Source organism: Blautia caccae, from assembly GCF_040095955.1.
Classification (GTDB): Bacteria; Bacillota; Clostridia; order Lachnospirales; family Lachnospiraceae; genus Blautia; species Blautia celeris.
In genome coordinates this window covers 1-16,238 of record NZ_JBBMFP010000005.1, presented here as the reverse complement: position 1 = coordinate 16,238, position 16,238 = coordinate 1, and the positions used below count along the sequence as shown (strand labels likewise).

The 16,238-nt window shown below is 48.3% G+C and carries 15 protein-coding genes; 2 read left to right on the top strand and 13 right to left on the bottom strand.

Features of this window, described 5'->3' with window-relative positions; genetic code table 11:
* Positions 1-27 precede the first annotated feature (27 nt).
* From WMO65_RS06725 to WMO65_RS06695, 7 genes are all read right to left on the bottom strand, one after another.
* Positions 28-1,311 (bottom strand): TRAP transporter large permease, encoded by a 1,284-nt coding sequence (locus tag WMO65_RS06725; protein WP_033142236.1) that lies wholly within the window; start codon positions 1,309-1,311, stop codon positions 28-30.
* A complete protein-coding gene (locus WMO65_RS06720; RefSeq protein WP_148393724.1) occupies positions 1,311-1,811 on the bottom strand; it encodes a TRAP transporter small permease in 501 nt (166 codons plus the stop codon). The genes WMO65_RS06725 and WMO65_RS06720 overlap by 1 nt, the downstream gene beginning before the upstream one ends.
* Positions 1,812-1,826: 15 nt before the next feature.
* The gene (locus tag WMO65_RS06715) at positions 1,827-2,828 is read right to left on the bottom strand and encodes a TRAP transporter substrate-binding protein (protein ID WP_033142238.1); all 1,002 of its coding nucleotides are present in this window, start codon (positions 2,826-2,828) and stop codon (positions 1,827-1,829) included.
* Positions 2,829-2,840: 12 nt separating this feature from the next.
* Positions 2,841-4,088 carry an enolase C-terminal domain-like protein gene (locus WMO65_RS06710; RefSeq protein WP_148393725.1) on the bottom strand — a complete coding sequence of 416 codons (1,248 nt, stop codon included), beginning with the start codon at positions 4,086-4,088 and terminating at the stop codon, positions 2,841-2,843.
* A gap of 114 nt (positions 4,089-4,202) precedes the next feature.
* Complete coding sequence (locus tag WMO65_RS06705) at positions 4,203-4,871, bottom strand: FadR/GntR family transcriptional regulator (protein ID WP_033142240.1); 669 nt, start codon at positions 4,869-4,871, stop codon at positions 4,203-4,205.
* 151 nt (positions 4,872-5,022) lie between these two features.
* A complete protein-coding gene (locus WMO65_RS06700; RefSeq protein ID WP_148393726.1) occupies positions 5,023-6,918 on the bottom strand; it encodes a heavy metal translocating P-type ATPase in 1,896 nt (631 codons plus the stop codon).
* A gap of 56 nt (positions 6,919-6,974) precedes the next feature.
* Positions 6,975-7,196, bottom strand: a complete 222-nt coding sequence (locus WMO65_RS06695; RefSeq protein WP_033142242.1) for a cation transporter — start codon at positions 7,194-7,196, stop codon at positions 6,975-6,977.
* 188 nt (positions 7,197-7,384) lie between these two features.
* On the opposite strand from WMO65_RS06695, the gene WMO65_RS06690 reads away from it, so the two are divergent.
* Positions 7,385-8,770 (top strand): MATE family efflux transporter, encoded by a 1,386-nt coding sequence (locus WMO65_RS06690; RefSeq protein WP_148393727.1) that lies wholly within the window; start codon positions 7,385-7,387, stop codon positions 8,768-8,770.
* Positions 8,771-8,817: 47 nt separating this feature from the next.
* Here WMO65_RS06690 and WMO65_RS06685 read toward each other — a convergent pair whose 3' ends face one another.
* Complete coding sequence (locus WMO65_RS06685; protein ID WP_033142244.1) at positions 8,818-9,750, bottom strand: AraC family transcriptional regulator; 933 nt, start codon at positions 9,748-9,750, stop codon at positions 8,818-8,820.
* A 193-nt stretch (positions 9,751-9,943) separates the two neighbouring features.
* Here WMO65_RS06685 and WMO65_RS06680 point away from each other — a divergent pair, with 193 nt between their 5' ends.
* A complete protein-coding gene (locus WMO65_RS06680; RefSeq protein ID WP_148393728.1) occupies positions 9,944-11,953 on the top strand; it encodes a right-handed parallel beta-helix repeat-containing protein in 2,010 nt (669 codons plus the stop codon).
* Between the two features lie 33 nt (positions 11,954-11,986).
* On the opposite strand, the gene WMO65_RS06675 is transcribed toward WMO65_RS06680, so the two are convergent.
* From WMO65_RS06675 to WMO65_RS06655, 5 genes are all read right to left on the bottom strand, one after another.
* Positions 11,987-12,886, bottom strand: a complete 900-nt coding sequence (locus WMO65_RS06675; protein WP_148393729.1) for a PHP domain-containing protein — start codon at positions 12,884-12,886, stop codon at positions 11,987-11,989.
* Positions 12,873-13,415, bottom strand: a complete 543-nt coding sequence (locus WMO65_RS06670; protein ID WP_243128861.1) for an MFS transporter — start codon at positions 13,413-13,415, stop codon at positions 12,873-12,875. Before WMO65_RS06670 ends, WMO65_RS06675 begins: the two co-directional genes overlap by 14 nt.
* Before the next feature lie 45 nt (positions 13,416-13,460).
* Positions 13,461-14,156: a hypothetical protein gene (locus WMO65_RS06665; RefSeq protein WP_243128862.1), complete on the bottom strand. Its 696-nt coding sequence runs from the start codon at positions 14,154-14,156 to the stop codon at positions 13,461-13,463.
* Complete coding sequence (locus WMO65_RS06660; protein ID WP_103732404.1) at positions 14,153-15,205, bottom strand: ROK family protein; 1,053 nt, start codon at positions 15,203-15,205, stop codon at positions 14,153-14,155. The genes WMO65_RS06665 and WMO65_RS06660 overlap by 4 nt, the downstream gene beginning before the upstream one ends.
* A 104-nt stretch (positions 15,206-15,309) precedes the next feature.
* Positions 15,310-15,861, bottom strand: a complete 552-nt coding sequence (locus tag WMO65_RS06655; RefSeq protein WP_033142249.1) for a DUF2284 domain-containing protein — start codon at positions 15,859-15,861, stop codon at positions 15,310-15,312.
* Positions 15,862-16,238 lie beyond the last annotated feature (377 nt).

Sequence of the window (16,238 nt, the reverse complement as noted above, 5' to 3'; positions counted from 1 at the left end):
TAATTAAAATTCAGTATCATCTCTCTGTTAGGAAACCAGATTCGGCAGCAGTGTGGAGAGTGCCGGAACATAGGCAAAAATAATTGCACAAACTACTTCCACCGCCACAAAAGGAATCAGATTCTTTGCCACTTTGCTGACCGGCTGCTCCGAAAATCCACAGGCCACAAACATAGTCGTCCCAAATGGCGGTGTCGCCTGGCCAAGTGCCAGCAGAAATACGAACAGCATACCAAAATGAACCGGGTCCACGCCGAATGCCACTGCGATCGGTGCCAGAATCGGACCGAGGATCAGATTGGTGGCGCCCACCTCCAGAAACATACCGCAGATAAGAAGCAGCACAATGATCAGTGCCAGGAACACATATTTATTACTTGCCACTGCCATGAATGCATTGGTGACCGCAACCGGAATCTTATAATAAGTGATCAGATATCCGAACATCTGTGCCGTAACAACCAGGAACATTAGGTTTGCAGTGCTGACAGCAGTTCCTTTCAGAATCTCCCAGACATCTTTTCCGCTGATCTCCCTGTAGATGGCAATGCACACCAGAAATCCGTAGAACACTGCAACCACTGCGGATTCCGTCGGAGTAAAAATACCTGCGTAAATGCCGCCCAGAATCACGATGGGCATGATCAATGCCCAGATTGCATCCTTGAAGGAAAGAAGAAATCTCCTGAAGGAAAATCCCGCCTCTTTTGGAAAATTACATTTTTTTGCTTTATAAAAGGCATATACACAGAGCAGGATTCCGCACAGGATACCCGGCAGAACACCTGCCATCAGCAGTTTTGCCACAGATACACCGGTAATATTACCATAAATAACAAATACTGTGGACGGCGGAATGACGATTCCCAGTGTTCCGCCAATTGCCTGTACGGCTGCCGCATAATCCTTGGGATATCCTCTTTTTACCATTTCCGGGTACATCAGACCGCCGATAGCCGCTGTTGTCGCAACAGAGGAGCCGGAAATTGCCGCAAAAAAGGTACACGCCACAATAGATACAAGTGAAATTCCTCCTGAGATCCAGCCTACAAAGGAATCTGCAAAGGCCACCAGCCTTTTGGAAAGACCGCCCTTTGACATGATATCACCTGCCAGAAAGAACGCGGGCAGAGCCAGCATGGAAAAGTTATCACACCCCGTAAAAATCTTCTGGGTGATCATGGCCAGTGATAATGCCGGGTCTAAAAATATAGCACAGATGCATGCACCTCCCAGGGCCCAGGTAATCGGCAGGCCGAGAAGCATGAGAACAATCAGTACAACGATCAAAGCTGCTGCGGAAGCTGACATCAGTTATTTCCCCCTTTCTCTTCGGTTGTTTTCATTGTTACGGTTTCCTGCAGTTTAAAGATTACGGAAATCACTGCAAGTCCAAATCCGAGACACAGGATTCCGTACATAACATTCATGGGAATCCTCATGGCCGGACTCAACTGGTATCCTCCAATGCGCAGCATACCAAAAGTGCTGTAAAAAAACACAGCAGATATAGCCAGTGCCAGAACCTGCCTTCCTATCTCAAAGGCCTTTTTCACTCCGGACGGCAGAAAATTATCTATAATGTCAATGCGTACCATGAGATTCTGGGATATACCCATATTGATTCCCAGAAGGATCATTGCCACGAACAGATACCTGGATGCCTCCTCAGACCAGGGTATGCTGTAAAAAATAACGTATCTGGTAAAAGTCTGCACCAGTATGATCACCATAATTGCCACCAGTATAACCGCAGTCAATGCATTCACAGCACTCTGCAGCCTGCTAAAAACCTGCTTTGCTTTCTCCATCTTCCTTCTCCTTTGCTATTTTGCTGCAGCTATCCTGTCAAGAGTCTCTTTGTAGTCTGCACCGTAAGTATCCCTGACACTCTGTGTCTCTGCGATCAGTTCTGTCTTATCCGGATAAGTCACCTTCATTCCCTGTTCCTCCAGTGTGGAAACAGCCTCCGCATCCATCTTCCGGCTCAGTTCCCGCTCTGCAAGGTTGGCTTCCTCCATACACTCCGCAATGACCTGCTGGTCCTCATCTGTGAGGGAATTCCATGTTTTGGGCGCCATCAGAACATACACCGTGGAATACACATGTTCTGTAATGGCCATATGCTTATTTACTTCCACCACATTATTTTTGTCGATGACCGTAGCAGGATTTTCCTGTCCGTCAATGGCGCCCTGCTGCATTGCGGTATATGCCTCACTCCAGGCCATGGGCACCGGATCCGCCCCCAGCGCTTTCCAGAGCTTCTGATGGATTTCATTTTCCATAACACGGATTCTCAGTCCCTTCACATCCTCGGCACTGTTGATCTCTTTCTTGGAATTGGTCAGATTACGGAACCCGGATTCCCAGATTCCTAATCCTTTCAGCTCCACCTTATCCAGTCTTTTGAGAAAGTCCTGTCCGATTTCTCCCATAAACACCTTATCCGCATGCTCTGTACCCTCGATCACATAGGGCAGGTCAAACGCTGCGATCTCAGGAATGAAATTCGCCAGCACACTTTGATTTACCACTGCTATATCCAGATTGCCCAGTTCACATGCCTCGATATTATCTCTCTCTGAGCCGAGCTGTCCGTTGTGGAAAACAGATATCTCAATTCTGCCCTCTGATTTTTCTTTTACATTCTCGGCAAACTCCTCCATGGAGATTCCAATGGCTCCGTCTGCTGCTGATGTCTGTGCCATTCTCAGGCTCACTTTTCCGTTTTCATCATAAATACTGCTGTCTTTGCCGCATCCCGCCATAGCCAGTGCTGCGAGTATTCCCGCTATGGACAATGCTGCCAGTTTTCTTACCTTCATGTTACCCTCCCTTTACGGTGTCTGCAGAGAACCGTCTCTCAATCTCGTCTGCGTCCATGTGGTGACTGTCTTCTCACACGGATATTTTGCTGCTTCCTTCTCATCAATATCCACACCCAGACCCGGTTTATCATTGGCATACACATAACCCCTGCGAAATTCGGGAAGACCTTGAAAGACTTCCAGCAGCGCGCCATGCGGCCCCTTCAGATCCTGTATCACAAAATTAGGCGGTTCGATTCCTGACCACTCCTGCACTCCGAAATTAGGTGCCGCCAGATCAATATGGATATTTGCCGCGTGAGCCAGGGGTGACATATCACCCGGCCCATGCCATGCGGTGCGCACACCAAACTGCTCCGCGAAAATCTGAAGTTTTCTGGCTGGTGTGATGCCTCCTATCTGACTGATATGTACACGGATAAAATCAATCAGCTGCTCTGCTATGAGAGTTTTCCACTCTTTAGGATTGTTGAAAAGCTCTCCCTGGGCAATGGGGATGCTGGTCTGTTCCCGCAAGTTTCTCAGCCAGTTTGTCTGCTCCAGCGGAACCGGGTCCTCCAGGAAAAACAGATCAAAGGGTTCCAGCTCCTTTGCCAGTTTGATAGCTTCCACAGGAGCGATGCGCTCATGTACATCATGTACCAATTCCATATCATATCCGATTCTGTCACGGATTTCTCCAAAAAGTTTTACTGTGTCACGAATATACTTCCTGGAGTCCAGATACATCCCATCATGTGCCCCTTCCGGCGCTGTCTCAGGTGTCTGTCCGTAAGGTGCCCCGCCGTAGCCGCCGCACTGGCAGCGCAGATGCGTAATTCCTATCTCCTGGAATCTTTGAATATTTTCACAGATTTCCCCGATATCTTTTCCGTCCACATGGCGGTATACCGGAATCCCTTCCCTTACTTTTCCTCCGAACAGCTGATACACCGGCATATCTGCCATCTTGCCTTTGATATCCCACAACGCCATATCAATGCCGGAAATCGCATTATTTTCAATAGGGCCGTTTCTCCAGTAGCCGTTCTGGTGCATAAGCTGCCATAATTCCTCAATATTCTCAGCGTCCCGCCCCACAAGAAGCGGTTTTAAATATTCCTCGATCAGGTGCTTTACCGTCAGATGGCGGTAAGCAAATGTAGCACAGCCCAGGCCGTACAATCCCGGCTGATTTGTCTCCACTTTGACTACGACAAGGTTAATGCCCTCCGGCGCTGTACATATGACCCGTATGTCCTGAATTTTAACTGACATCTCTCTCCTCCTATTACTTGTTACTCATCATACAAGTTAGAATATAAAAACATTGTCATTTTCCATATAACTGCCCGTTCCCACGGGAAACAGGCAGTTCTGTAAGAATCTGATTCACAGCTTTTTCATAGCTGCGTCCAGATGTTCATACATAATATCATGAGCTGCATCCGCATCGCCATTCTTAAATGCATCCAGAATCTGCGCATGGTAATGGATCCCTGAATCATAGCCAAACAGTTCATTCATCTGTTCATGATTCTGCCTGGTCTCCTGGAAAACCTTGTGCAGGCTTTTTTCCAGCAGGGCGTTGCCTGTAGAACGGCAGATAACTTCATGGAATTTCAGGTCTGCATTTACAAACTTTTCCCGATTTCCCTGGAACATCTGCATTTGCTCCAGATATGTCTCCAGAGCAGTGATGATCTTGGGCGTACATTTTTCCACTGCCAGTCTGCAGGCATCTGGTTCCAGTATTTTTCTGAATTCCAATACCTTTTCAATATCCCTGCAGTCCTCGGATGTGATCTTGTTCTCCGTCTCATCCCAGTTCTCCACACGGCTGTTAATCAGATAAGTCCCTTTGCCATGCACACTTTCCAGGACACCAAGGCCAATCAGATACTGCAGCGCCGTTCTGATACTGGATCGGCTCACGCCCAGCTCCTCTGTCATCTGGTTTTCTGACGGTATCTTCTCACCAACTGTCCAGTTTCCGGATTCAATATTCTTCTTCAGATAATCCACCACCTGGCTGGTTACATTGACACGTTTTATTTTCATATATCTTCCCTTCGTCTCAACTTGTAGGACAAGTGATAAGTTCATTATATTCTTTTTTCTTTTTCTGTCAATACAATTATAGAATAATTCTACCACAGTGAATGGATTTCGTAAATAATTGCCGAAAATAAGCGGTTCAATTTAGTAAAATTCACCCTGCCGGCGCCTCCCGGAAATTTTCTTTTCTCAACACCTTCTCCTCCTTCGGCACTCGGAGCGCGCGGACTGCATTTAATATGGCAATGACAGCAACACCCACATCTGCAAAGACTGCTGCCCACATAGATGCAATTCCAAGTGCTCCCAGAAGCAGAACAACGGCCTTCACTCCCAGAGCAAAAACTATATTCTGGCGCACGATTGCCAGTGTCTTTCTGGAAATCCGCATAGCTGCCGCTATCTTTGACGGTTCATCTGTCATGATGACAATGTCTGCCGCCTCAATTGCCGCATCGGAACCAAGTCCACCCATAGCGATTCCTATATCTGCTCTTGCGAGCACCGGCGCATCATTGATCCCGTCTCCCACAAAAGCCAGCCTGCCTTTTTCACTTGTCCTGGCCAGCAGTTCTTCCATGTGTGCCACTTTATCCGCGGGAAGCAGTTCTGTATAGACCAGATCAAGCCCTAATTTCCCTGCTACCTTTTCGCCCACTGCCTTTGTGTCTCCGGTGAGCATAACCGTTTTCTGCACCCCTGCTTTTTTCAGTTCGCTGACAGCAAAGGCTGCGTCCTCCTTGATCTCATCCTCGATCAGGACAGCACCGCGGTATTTCCCGTCTTCCGCCACGTAGACAACGGTACCTGCTTCTTTCACTGGCTGAAACGTGATTTTTCTGCTTTTCATCAGCTTTGCATTTCCTGCCAGTACATTTTTTCCATTCAGAGTGACAGAGATACCGTGTCCCGGGATCTCCTGTACATCAGAAACTGTAAACTGTTCGGTATTCTTTCCGTATGCCCTCACAATAGACCTGGAAATGGGGTGATTGGAGTCTTTTTCTGCACAGGCTGCCAGTTCCAGTAATCTTTCACCGGTGATTCCCCGGGGATAGCATCGCGTCACTGCAAAGGCCCCTTTCGTCAGAGTACCTGTCTTGTCAAACACAACAGTCTCTGCTTTTGCCAGTGCCTCCAGGTAATTGCTTCCCTTGATCAGCACACCGCACTTTGAAGCTCCGCCGATGCCGCCGAAGAAACTCAGCGGAACAGAGATTACGAGCGCACACGGGCAGGAGATCACCAGGAATGTCAGCGCCCTGTGTATCCAGGGGGCAAACGCCTGCCCGGTAATAAGAGGCGGCAATATGGCAAGCAGTGCTGCTGCTGCCACAACCGAGGGTGTGTAGTATCTGGCAAAACGTGTGATAAATGCCTCGGACTTTGATTTTTTGCTGCTGGCGTTCTCCACCAGATCCAATATTTTAGAAACTGTGGATTCCCCGTAGGGCCTGGATACGCGGATTCTCAGGGTTCCTGTCTGATTAATGCATCCGCTGATGACCTCCGCCCCTGCCCCGGTTTCCCTTGGCATGGATTCCCCTGTCAGTGCAGAGGTGTCCAGAGTGGAGCTGCCCTCCAGAACGATTCCGTCAAGGGGTATGCGTTCTCCCGGTTTGACCAGAATCACCTCTCCAACAAGAACTTCATCCGGTTCCACCCTGGTCTCTTTTCCATCCCTCACAACGTTGGCATAGTCCGGGCGTATATCCATCAGTCCTGCAATGGAACGGCGTGATTTGCTGACAGCATAGGACTGAAACAGTTCTCCCACCTGATAAAACAGCATGACTGCCACACCTTCTTTATAGTCACCCAGACACATGGCTCCCACAGTGGCAACGGTCATCAGAAAATTTTCATCGAATACCTGACCATGCAGAATGTTGGTGACAGCTTTCCAGATAATATCCCACCCAATCACGGCATAACAGACAAGAAATCCTATGAATTTTCCTGTTTCATTCAGAGGCAGCCATAAGACCGGCAGAAAAATGAGAATGGATGTGAGTATGCGGTATAATTGTTTTTTCTGTTTTTTTGTCATAATTCTCTTCCTTTCATAAATTGCGGCGGCAGGCAGTTCCCCCTGCCGCAATGATCTTAAATTTTTTTCACTGTGACATCCGGCTCAATTTTCCGAATCCGTTTCACCACTTTGTCCGCAATCTCAGAAAAGTACTCCTCAGATGCCTCCAGAACCATCTTCTGGCTCAGAAAGTTCACTTCTACTCCGGTTACACCTTCCATCTTCCTTACAGAGTCCTCAATTTTTGCAGCACAGTGTGCACAGTCTAAATCTACCAGTTTAAATGTTTTTCTCATATTTACTTTCTCCTTTTCCGTTCATCTTATTTTCATATGAATGCATATTCATATGTTCATATATAATATACAAAGTATTATCCTGTCTGTCAATACTATTTTCTCTTTTTTTCAGATTCATCAAATTTCTGTATTGGATTTCTTCTTCAGATGGCTTAAAATAAAATCAGAAAGGATGGAGAACTCATATGGAGAATACGCAACAGATAAAAGAAAACCCGCTGGGCTTCAGCCCCATCGGTAAATTACTGCCCAAATTCGCGGTACCGGCTATCATCAGCATGCTGGTCAACGCGCTGTATAATATCGTGGACCAGATCTTCATCGGGCAGGGCGTGGGCATGTACGGAAATGCCGCGACAAACGTGGCTTTTCCCATTACCACCATAACTACAGCTATCGCTCTCCTCATAGGAATCGGAGGCGCCTCCAATTTTAATCTGGAACTTGGGCGTAAACATGAAGAAAAGGCAAAGCATATTGCAGGCACAGGATTCGGCAGCCTCATCCTGTGCGGCCTCATCCTGGTCATTTTGATCCGCCTGTTCCTGAAGCCGCTGATCCTGGCCTTCGGCGCTACCCCCAAGGTTCTGCCCTATTCCATGACCTATGTGGGGATCACCACCTGGGGCATTCCGTTTTTTATGCTGACAACAGGCGGCAACCATCTGATCCGGGCGGACGGCAGTCCTACCTATTCCATGATATCCATGGTCTCCGGCGCTCTGATCAATACTGTGCTGGACCCCCTGTTCATTTTTACCTTCGGCTGGGGTATTGCCGGAGCTGCATGGGCAACGGTGACCGGCCAGGTATTCTCCGCCTGTTTGGTCCTCTTCTATCTGCCCCGGTATAAAACCGTGGAGCTGAAGCTTAAAAATCTCATTCCCCGATCTCACTGTATCAAAGCTATCGCGTCCCTCGGAATGGCCTCCTGCTTCAATCAGCTGGCCCTTACCGTGGTCCAGATAACCATGAACAATGTGCTTCGCCACTATGGTTCCCACTCCGTCTACGGAAGCGACATTCCCCTTGCGGTGGTAGGGATCGTAGCCAAGGTGAATATGGTGTTCCTGTCCATTGTCATCGGGATTGCCCAGGGTTCACAGCCGATCGTGGGATTTAATTACGGCGCCAAAAACTATTCCCGGGTGAAAAAGACGTATCTGTGCGCAGCCGGAACAGCAACTATTCTGGCTGTGACTGCATTTATATGTTTCCAGAACTTCCCCAGGCAGATCGTCAGCCTTTTCGGTTCCGGAGACAAGCTTTATTATCAGTTTGCCCAGAAGTATTTCCGCATTTTTATGTTCTGTACCTTCCTGAACGGCCTGCAGCCGGTGACCGCTAACTTTTTCACTTCCATCGGCAAAGCCACCCGCGGTATTGTGCTTTCCATGACAAGACAGATTCTGTTCCTGATCCCCATGATCCTGATCTTCCCCCTCTTTATGGGAATTGACGGAGTCATGTATGCCGGTCCTATTGCGGACGCGGCTGCCGGTATCCTGGCAGTTCTTCTGGTCCGGAAAGAAATAAGGCGGATGCCCGCAGACGGAGAACTTCCGGCGTAAAGCAACGTGTGCGGCTGTTTGCGTTTCCGCAGACAGCCGCACACGTTTCAGGTCTCCTTTTCGGGATGTTCTTTCCTGTCAAAATTAAGCTTCTTATACTGTTTCGGTGTAATATGATGATATTGTTTAAAAATTTTTCCAAAATAGCTGCTGGTCCCGAATCCGGTCTCCACAGCCACCTCCAGAACACTTTTATCCGTATAACGCAGCAGCTCCTGTGCCTTCTGCAGACGCAGGGAGATCATGAACTCCACAGGTGTCTCCCCAAGACTCGTCTGAAACAGACGGTAGCACTCCCGCTCACTGATATGTATACTGGATGCAATATCCTGCACCGTGATCTTCTCACTGTAATGTTCCTGAATATAGGACAGCATCTGTTTGATCCGTTCATCCTCCAAGGCGTTGAACCCTGTCCCGCTTTTCTTCTCATCCATAGCCCAGGAATACACCATCTCCCAGAGCTTTGAGAAAAGATTCCGCAGACGAAGCTCAAAAAATGGCTCCCCCTTGCTGCTCAGTTCTGCCCCTTCCCTCATTTTTTCCAGAAACTCCGCGCTTCCCGTATCGGAACAGTAAAGGGGCACTGCGTCCAGTTGTTTCTGTTCCAGCACAGGAACAATATATTTGATATCCAGAATACTTCCCGATGCGCCTGCCAGAAAAGAACGGTCAAAGAACTGTGACTGCAGCCTTACCTCCTCCACAGGCTCCAGAGGATGCAGATAATGCAGAACCCCGGAATTGACAAATATTCCGTCCCCCTCATGCAGTATGAATTCATGATGATTGGTCTTATACTGCATACTTCCGCCCAAAATATGTCCGAACTCAAATTCATCATGCCAGTGCCACGGAATATCCCCGAAGAAATACGCCTCCGGTCTCGGCACATATAAGCCATAGTGAAGCATCTGGTTCTGATAAACGATTTTTTCCTTTTTTCTTCCGTCCATATCCAATTTTCTGAATTGTACCATAGCGACCTCCGTATATGGCAGGATTCTTATATTTTCAGGCAGTATGATTATTTATATATCCCTAAATCCACAGTATAATTATATTATCACAAGACCGGGAAGGTCAATAGAAAAGTTACTGTTCACAGAACTGCGCTTTTTGCAGGACTGTGAATAGTAACTAGTTTTAAACAGCCAAAGGAGGATAACATCTATGATTTATTATGTAGCCGCAAATGCTCCCAGAAACGGATGCGGTACTAAGGAAAAACCGTTTCAGACCATCAGTGAGGCAGCCGCTGCCGCCCGCGCAGGAGACGAAGTCCTGGTAGCTCCGGGTATTTACCGGGAATATGTAAATCCGAAAAACGGCGGTACAGACGAAAACAATCGTATTGTCTACCGCTCAGAGGAGCCGCTGGCCGCTGTCATTACCGGCGCGGAACCTGTAAAAAACTGGACACAGTATCAGGGCAATGTCTGGACAGCCCGTATTCCCAACGGTATCTTCGGCTGCTATAACCCCTACACCACAGTCATTGCAGGTGACTGGTACCGTGCTCCGGAACCGGTGCATACCGGTGAGGTATACATAAACGGCAAATCCATGTATGAGGCATTTTCACTGGAGGATGTCACAAACCCATCCATTTACAAAGGTTCCTGGGACCCGGATTTTACCCTCTATAAATGGTACACAAAACAGGAAGACGGCTTCACTGTCATCTACGCCAACTTCCAGGGTGCTGACCCCAACGAGGAAAATGTGGAGATCAATGTGCGGCGCAACTGCTTCTACCCGGATAAGACTGGCGTTAATTATATCACGCTGTCAGGCTTCACGGTAAAACAGGCAGCTACCACATGGGCACCGCCCACTGCTTACCAGGAAGGCATGATCGGCCCCCACTGGTCAAAGGGCTGGATCATTGAGGACTGTGAGGTTTCCGATTCCAAATGCTCCGGTATCTCCCTGGGAAAATATCTGCAGCCGAATAATGAAAACAAGTGGACCACCAGATTCTATAAAGACGGAACCCAAACAGAACGTGACGCCATCTGCCAGGCACAGATTGAGGGATGGACAAAAGAGAACATCGGTTCCCACATTGTCCGCCGCTGCAACATCCACGACTGCGGACAGACCGGTATTGTAGGACATTTAGGCGGCGTGTTCTCTGTGATCGAGGACAACCACATTCACCATATCAACAACAAACAGGACCTGGCAGGCGCAGAGATCGGCGGTATCAAAATGCATGCTGCCATTGACGTGATCATCCGCCGCAACCATTTCCACCACTGCACCCGCGGCCTGTGGCTGGATTGGCAGGCACAGGGGACCCGTGTCACACAGAATCTGTTCCACGACAATGTTCCGCCAAAAGGAACAGAGATTGCCAATGGTCTGGCTCTGGCTGAGGACATTTTTATCGAGGTTTCCCACGGTCCCACACTGGTTGACAACAATCTGCTTCTGTCCGACTGCGCATGCCGCATCAGCACACAGGGCACCGCTCTTGTACACAACCTGATCGCAGGTTCCTTTACCTGGGTAGGCGCCGGTGTAGATAACGGCGGACAATATCTGCCATCCCCGAGGTATACACCATATCACGTACCGCACCGCACAGAGGTTGCCGGATTTATGACGATTCTTCACGGTGATGCACGTTTCTACAACAATATCTTCGTGCAGAAGGAAATCCGCCGGGACCTGGCTGCCTATGCGGAATCTGAGGGCATGGGCACCATGGATAAATACCAGTTTATCTGCGGAACAAAACCGTACGACGGATATCCCACGGCAGAGACGTACTTTGGACGCTTCAACGCAGAGACTGCTGTGGACCATGACAACAAAGACATCTATTATGACCATCTTCCCATCTACACCGGAGGCAATGTATATTTTAACGGCGCCAAACCGTGTGATGCAGAGGAAAATTATAAAGTGGATGAGGAACACAAGATCACGCTGGAATTAAAAGAGGAAGGCGGAGAATACCGTCTGGAGACCAATCTGTATGATTACCTGCCAAAATTTGAGACTCCGTTTGTAAGCACAGAACTGCTGGGTGAGGCATTTGAGCCGGAACAGAAATTTGAAGCACCTGACGGAGCTCCTATTGTATTTGACCGGGATTACTTTGGAAGAAAGCGCGATATGATGCCGCTTGCAGGTCCTTTTGCCTGCGGATGTGAAATAGAGGATGTATTATAATTCTTACCGCTCCTTATGGGACCGCCTGTTCTGCTATAGAACAGGCAGTTTCCATAAGGAGCATTTTTTCAATTCTGATGTAAGTCTTTCATCGCTCCACAGGGCATTATGACCTCCCAGTACGATGTTCGGCTTATTTTTGCCATGGAAATCGCTGCCGCAGGTGACAAACAGGCCTTTTTGTTCCGCGGCTTCCAGATAATGCAGTGCCTGCTCCCTGCTGTGGTAGGAAGAAAATACTTCAATGCCGTCAATTTTCTCCTCCGTGATCTGATCCAGCAGTTCATCATCTCCGCCCAGATTCTGCCCCGGATGCGCAAGAACCGCCGCACCGCCCGCGCTGTGTATCAGGGCCGCAGCATCAGGAAGGGATAGATAGGATATCTCCACATAGGCCGGCTTTCCCTTTGCAAAAAAATCCCAGTAAAACCGCACATTTGGCATATCACTTTTCTCCCCGTCCGAAAGGTAGGGGGCCAGTATTTCATACCGGTCTGCATCCCCGCGTTTTAAGACATGTTCAGCAATCTGTTCCCCGGTCACAACGCCGTTATCTGCCCCGGCAAGAATTTCATCCGCATCCACCACAATACCTGCTGCCTGCCGGAAAAGCCGGATTTTTTCCTCTGCCGCCCTTCTCTCCTGTTGTAAAATATCTTGTTCCACGGCTGCAAATTCTTCACGGTTCACATCAATGCCATATCCCAACAGGTGAAAATTCTGTCCTCTATACACACAGTCCAGCTCCACACCCCGGATAACCCTGACTTTAACGGCTGCTTTTAAAGCCTCGGCCACGCCGCGGACACAATTGTGGTCTGTTACGGCAATCCACTCCATCCCGCATGCCTCACACTGCCTGATGATCTCTTCCGGAGAAAACTCCCCGTCATCACTGAACTTTGTATGGATATGAAAATCAACCCTTGACATGGACACACACCTCCCTTCTTCCCTGCACACGGTAATAAATGACCTGCAGCAGCAGAATGCCTGCCGTAGATATCAGATACAGGCAGTGAATTCCGTTTATGGCAACAGTAGATTTCACTGCTGCGCCCGCCTCCAGAAATCCTTTCACTGCCCCTCCGATCATGGGGCCTAAAATAAACCCGAGTCCAATGACTGCCGTATAAAAATTATCATACATGATCCTGTTGTCTTTCGGCATCAGCTCATACCGTCTGTTAAACACAGCGACTACAAAACCGGCATTTGCAACGGAAGATATAAGAAACGCAGCCGGAATAAACAACAGGCAGTTCTTCGGCGCCGCAAAAGACATAAACAATGTCTCACCTGCAAAAAGCCAGATGGAGGTTTTCAAAACAAATTCATGTCCCCGCTTATCGCTGATCCTCCCCCATAAGCCCAGAAGCACGATCTGGGGCAGGGATATGATCATATACATAGCCGTCACCGTTTTATAGGGAAGTGCCAGATATTTCATCATATACACCATGGTAAAGCTGTCTGAAATATTGAGAAGCAGATAAAAAGCCAGGATTTAAACCACAAATCCCACAAACTTCCTGTCTTTCAGAGGTATCTTCAGTGCATCCCCAAGTCCGCAATTTATTTTCAAAGGCCGGTACGGCGCGCTGTCAGGTGTCCGCATCAGAAGCATGACTTCACAGATACTCATCACCGCCGCTGCCCCGAACAGAACGGCAAATCCCAGGTATTCCCCCTGCATATGGTCCATCCAGAAACCGCCAGCCACAGATAACAGGACCGTAACGCCCAGTGTCAGCGTCTGTCTCAGTGATATGTAACGTCCGCTTTTCTTTTCATCCATAAACCCCATCATCCACTGGTTCAGCACTACCGTCGTCTGAGCCTGAAGCGTAAAAGCCATGACCACCGCCAGGACAAAGACGGCGATCTGCATCCGCTTCGGCACCACAGCCGGTATGAGTACAATGAAAAGCGTGGCGGTTCTGGAAAGTGCCGTAAATATAACAGTCAGCCGCTTACGGCTCTGAAACCGCTCCAGATATGCCGCAAATCCAAGGATCAGCACCCCGCAGATATTCACGATCACGCTCAGATAACTGACCAGCACATCCCCTGCTCCCATAAGAAGCGCATGGCCACTTAAAAATACACCGCTGGTCAGATACGAAAACGCCGTTCCAAATGCTGTCTGCACAAAAAAGCAAATCCGTGGCCCGGTATCCAGAATTTTCTCTCTCCGCTTCATAAACATGGCTGCTCCTTTATAAACTGTACCTCATCAAACATCTTTGCAGCGGTCAGACTTGCCATCCCGTCAAAATAATCATGCCACACATCCGGGGAGTAGAGAATCTCTGCCAGCAGGTGTTTAGGCAGGAAGGCGGAAAGCCCGTCACCGATAGGCCCGATACAGTCCTTTTGCAGACTCGGGCCGCCAAGGACCACATACTGCGGATTCAGAATCCCGCAGATAAAACTGATGACCCGGACCACCAGATCAACATATCTGACATCCTCCATGGGCTCTGCCATGCACGCATCCAGCGTCTTTCCGTCTTCCATGGGCAGCAGACCCAGCTCCCCTGCAAAATTATGATGTCCGCGTACAACTCTGCCCCCTGAGATAAAACCGGCGCTTACACAGCCCTTTTCAAAGTAGAGAAAAGCCATATTCGTGTTCTCCGGATTCTCACAAGGAAACTCCTTTGCGTAACACCGTCCGAATCCGATGGCAGTGGCATTCAGGTCATTTTCCAGCACCACAGGAATCTTGTACCGCTTTTCAAGGCTGTCGCCAATATCTATTTTATATAATTTCCCGTCCGCCTCATTTGTTCTCCAGTACCCTTTCCCTTCCACCGCGCCGGGCACGCCAATGCCTATGGACTTGATTTCTCTTTTTTTTATCTGTTCATCCATCCAAGCGGTGATGGCGCTTTCAAAATCTCCGTTTGCTGCCTCCAGCCTTGTTTTTTCCACGATCTCTCCGCAGACATTGATCAGCAGACCGTAGATCTGGTCTCCTGTGATGCAGAAAGCCGCACCGTAATACCGGTTGGGCCGGAACCCATAGCGCTCTGCTTTTCTTCCTCCGCTGGATTCATCGTATCCAACACTCTCGATCTCTCCGTTCTGCATCATTTCAGACAGCAGAGAACGGACTGTGGTGGAACTGATTTTCGTCTCATAGGCAATCTCTGCCCTGGTGGCAGTTCCTTTTGCTTTCAGGACTTTTCGTATGAGGGAAAGATTTGCCTGTTTCAATACTCTTGGTCTGGCAGTCAGAGTGTCCATATGCATTCTCCTTTTCACTTTTATCAGATACTTTTATAAGTTTATGATAAAAGTGTACAGCAAATATCTTTCTCTGTCAACTTCCTTTTTCTTCCATATATTGTTTACTTCAAAAGCCCGCATACCAGAACAAAATAATGGGGCAGCCTTCCCTCTTCCATCCATTCCAGTTCTATTCCCATCAGCTTGCTAAGTGTCAGTCCCACATTGCCTCCGATGGATTCTATGGAATAACGCATCTTTTCCGGAAATCGACACGCTTTTTTATCCGGTCTGGTACAGTTTCCTTCGCACAAAATACAGGAGCCTGCTGACAGGCTGATACTTCCCGGATATTGTTTTTCCTTCTCCCAGAGCATTTCCGACAGCTTTTCCTTCTCCACACGGAGGGACTGTCCAAGGATCTTATCCTGCTCCGCCTTTGTAAATGCTTTCCCTGCAAACTCCTCATCAAAGATTATTTTAACGGCTGTCAGTTCCAGGGTCTCGTATTTCCTCCAGTATGACAGAACATCAAAATCATAGGATGGGCAGGACCATACCTTTTCATAATTCGGACATGCCCTGCAGCACTCCAGAAATGTGTCCACATCCACATAACCTTCTATGTAGTCCTCCACCGGTACCACTGCTGTATAAGTTTCTGTTTTGTACATATTCTCTTTCCTCCTGTGTGTCTCTGTTTTTGGCAATGGGTAATTTTCTTTTTGTATTCTTCTTTCAGTATAACATCTCTCTGTGACTGCTGCTATCTTTATCTTCTCTCCATGGGTGTAAAACCGATGATGAGGCAGGTACTGAGGAATGGGCACATTGAGGTTATCAATGGTTTGGAACTGTCGAAAAACGTCTTGCTATTCATCTTGCGCAGCATATGCGCGAGTGATATAATAAAACCATAGAAGTGAGTGTAGAAATGCGCAGAACGGCCGGCACTGTAATGGTGTCGGCCGTTCTGCGTATAAGTATATGTCATGCTCCAGTAATATTTTCTTGATATTGGTTCCCAATCGTATTATAATGTATATATCAA

Excerpts from the sequence above, each read along its gene's own strand:
- WMO65_RS06685 (WP_033142244.1), bottom strand. The coding sequence starts at position 9,750 with ATGGTACAATTCAGAAAATTGGATATGGACGGAAGAAAAAAGGAAAAA.
- WMO65_RS06665 (WP_243128862.1), bottom strand. The coding sequence starts at position 14,156 with ATGAAGCGGAGAGAGAAAATTCTGGATACCGGGCCACGGATTTGCTTT.
- WMO65_RS06655 (WP_033142249.1), bottom strand. The coding sequence starts at position 15,861 with ATGTACAAAACAGAAACTTATACAGCAGTGGTACCGGTGGAGGACTAC.
- WMO65_RS06690 (WP_148393727.1), top strand. The coding sequence starts at position 7,385 with ATGGAGAATACGCAACAGATAAAAGAAAACCCGCTGGGCTTCAGCCCC.
- WMO65_RS06680 (WP_148393728.1), top strand. The coding sequence starts at position 9,944 with ATGATTTATTATGTAGCCGCAAATGCTCCCAGAAACGGATGCGGTACT.
- WMO65_RS06725 (WP_033142236.1), bottom strand. The coding sequence starts at position 1,311 with ATGTCAGCTTCCGCAGCAGCTTTGATCGTTGTACTGATTGTTCTCATG.
- WMO65_RS06705 (WP_033142240.1), bottom strand. The coding sequence starts at position 4,871 with ATGAAAATAAAACGTGTCAATGTAACCAGCCAGGTGGTGGATTATCTG.
- WMO65_RS06700 (WP_148393726.1), bottom strand. The coding sequence starts at position 6,918 with ATGACAAAAAAACAGAAAAAACAATTATACCGCATACTCACATCCATT.
- WMO65_RS06675 (WP_148393729.1), bottom strand. The coding sequence starts at position 12,886 with ATGTCAAGGGTTGATTTTCATATCCATACAAAGTTCAGTGATGACGGG.
- WMO65_RS06695 (WP_033142242.1), bottom strand. The coding sequence starts at position 7,196 with ATGAGAAAAACATTTAAACTGGTAGATTTAGACTGTGCACACTGTGCT.
- WMO65_RS06720 (WP_148393724.1), bottom strand. The coding sequence starts at position 1,811 with ATGGAGAAAGCAAAGCAGGTTTTTAGCAGGCTGCAGAGTGCTGTGAAT.
- WMO65_RS06715 (WP_033142238.1), bottom strand. The coding sequence starts at position 2,828 with ATGAAGGTAAGAAAACTGGCAGCATTGTCCATAGCGGGAATACTCGCA.
- WMO65_RS06670 (WP_243128861.1), bottom strand. The coding sequence starts at position 13,415 with ATGGTGTATATGATGAAATATCTGGCACTTCCCTATAAAACGGTGACG.
- WMO65_RS06710 (WP_148393725.1), bottom strand. The coding sequence starts at position 4,088 with ATGTCAGTTAAAATTCAGGACATACGGGTCATATGTACAGCGCCGGAG.
- WMO65_RS06660 (WP_103732404.1), bottom strand. The coding sequence starts at position 15,205 with ATGGACACTCTGACTGCCAGACCAAGAGTATTGAAACAGGCAAATCTT.